Source organism: Kitasatospora sp. DSM 101779 (assembly GCF_025655475.1).
Classification (GTDB): domain Bacteria; phylum Actinomycetota; class Actinomycetes; order Streptomycetales; family Streptomycetaceae; genus Kitasatospora.
The window spans coordinates 1-2511 of sequence record NZ_JAHTIK010000008.1 but is presented as its reverse complement, the minus strand read 5'-3'; the positions used below and the strand labels follow the sequence as shown (position 1 = coordinate 2511).

The 2511-nt window shown below is 72.2% G+C and carries 1 protein-coding gene; it reads right to left on the bottom strand.

Translation table 11 applies throughout. From position 1 onward, the window contains the following. Positions 1 to 356: 356 nt before the first annotated feature. Complete coding sequence (locus KSNIM_RS38870; RefSeq protein WP_263108319.1) at positions 357 to 1214, bottom strand: CBS domain-containing protein; 858 nt, start codon at positions 1212 to 1214, stop codon at positions 357 to 359. Positions 1215 to 2511 lie beyond the last annotated feature (1297 nt).

Below are 2511 nucleotides of genomic sequence, written 5' to 3'. Positions count from 1 at the left end.
TGGTGCGTTCGTTTTGGGGGCGCGGGCCCGGTTGCGGCACGGTCGCGGCTGGGTCGTCCGGCCCGAACAGCGGCCTGCCCATCGGGACTCGGCGCATCGTCTTGCACCGGGTGCAGCGCACCGTGCTGCCGGGTTTCGCCCGGGTGCCTTGGGTGGTGTGGCCGCAGGCGGGGCAGCGTGGCAGGGCGAAGACCGGGAGGAGCAGAGAGAAGGGCACAGGCATGCACACACCGTGGCAGAGCCGATGCCGTCCGGCAGGGACTCCACGCCCGGGTAACTCGTCCGGCACAGTCTCGGACGGCCGAAGTGGCAGTGCCCGGGCCAATCGCACGGCCAAGGCACTGCCGGGCGGCGAGTCAACGCTCTGATGACCAGTCAACCGGGTTGCGGGGCCGTGGTCGGCAGCGACACTCGCCGGACGCTGGATCCGGCCGCCTGATCCGGCGGCGGTCAGCGGACGGCGGCCCCGCTTGCTGGACGACCGGCCTCTGCCCGTCCTCGGCGGCGGGCCGAGGGTAGTGGGCCTGCCGCTCCGGTTTCCGGCGTGGAACATCCGGGTGTGCTTCGCCTGTGCTGCGGTCGGGCCGATCGGCGGGTTGGTGGTGGCGCGTGCGCCGGTCCGGGACGGCGGTGGCCACGGTCGCGGTGGTGGAGCCGCGGTGCCGGTCGCCGGGTTCACCACGAGCGAGAAGTCGTCGCCGGGCACCGTCCCGTCGACCGAGGTCTTCCCCAGCGCGGAGGCGACGCCGTCGGTCTGTGCAGGGTGCGGTCGCTAACGCCAAGGGGCGGGGGTTGGCGAGGAGGGCGGTGACGCGGGTGCGGGTGATGATGCCGAGGAGGTGCCCGTCGTCGTCGACGACGGGCCAGAGGTCGAGGTGATGGGTGCCCATGGTCACCGCGGCGAGGGAGAGGGCCAGGGTGGGCCAGGCGAACGGGTCGCCCTGGCTGATGGCGTCCTGAACCTGGGAGTGGTCGCTGTACCAGGTGCAGGCGAGGAACGGGGCGAGCGAGGCGGGGGTGACCATGCCCTGGCACCGGTCGTCGTCGGTGCACACCAGCAGGCAGGTGGCGCCGCTGTCGTCGAGGAGGCGTTCGGCCTGCCCGACGCCGGCGCCCGGGGTGATGCGCGGCCCGCCGGGTTCCATCGCGTCCGCGACCGTGAGTCTGGGCCGTCCGGCGGCAGCTGGGTCGGTCGGGTCGTTCCGGGCGGTCATGGCGTCACCGAGTCCTGCCCCGGCGCGCCGGACCTTCGCCAGGCCTTGCGTGTCCGGGACGAGGCCGACACGGCAGCCGGCATCGACAAGCCCCGAACACTGCACTCCACCCTACGCCGCCCCCGCAGCGCTCACCGGCCCGGCAACCGCCTCGAACACGCCCTCCACCGACCCCGACCGACGCTCTGCGGCCGCCGCCAGGCGGACGCACGGGAAAGGTGCAGCGCAGCGACCGGCCACCGACTACGCCACCATCCAGCACCCACCTCCAGGGGCTGGGCGCAGGGAGGTGGATCGGCAGGGCGAGTCCGAGATGATGGCGCGTTGACCTGCGAAGACCATCCGTTTCATCGGTCGGGGGCCGGGTGCTGTATCGCCCCTGTACGGACCTTCGGGGTGCGGGTGGAGCGGGGGTTTTGGCGGGTGGAGCGGGGGTTTTGGCGGTTGTACCGGCAGCTCTGGGAGAACCCGGGAGTACCGGGCCGGACGCGATGGCCGGCCCCTGGTCGGTGGGTTCGCGGGTGGTTGCCGTGGTGGGGTCCACGGGCGGGGTTGCCGGGCGCATGCTGGAGGGGCAGTCGTCGCGTTGATGAGGTGAGCTGGCATGGGGGCCTTGGAGGATGTGCTGCGGTTGCGGCACCAGGTCGCCGTTCTTAAGGCGCTTGCCGGTGAGCTGGAGGAGGGCCGGCCCTGTCCGCGGTGCGGGGAGAGCACGCTGCACCTGCGAAGCGATCCGCCGGGGCGGGACTGGTGCACCTCCTGCGACTGGGATCCGCCGGATAAAGGCTGATGCGTGTCCCGGGTGGGTTTGGGCTGCTCGCCGATCGGGGGCAGCGCGGGCGGCTCGGTTTTCGCGGAATGAGATGCGGGCCCACCGTCCGTCCAGGTCCACGGCCCGGCCGGGAACCTGGACGAGTTCACCCGCTACGACGGCATCCAGCAGGCCCTGACCACCGCCCTGTCCGCCGTCCTCGCCCAGGTCGGCCACACCGTCACTGCCCACGGCGGCGACCTCCTGTGACCGAGCCGTCCGATTGACCCCGGCGAGAACGGGCAGCCCCCACAGGGAGAATATGCACCGTTTTGGGATGGTTTGGTTGAAAGCTCATCGACCTGTGGAGGTCGCGCCGTGCCCAAGTCCGACCTGACGCCGGAGGAGATCGCCGCAGTCCGCGCGTACGTGGAGATCGCGCCCGGCGTCGCGATGGACCGCCTCGACGTGCGGCAAGCCCGGCTCGCCAAGGCAGTCGGCGGCTGGTTCCGCAAGCCGGGCCCCGGCCTGTACGAGATCGTCACC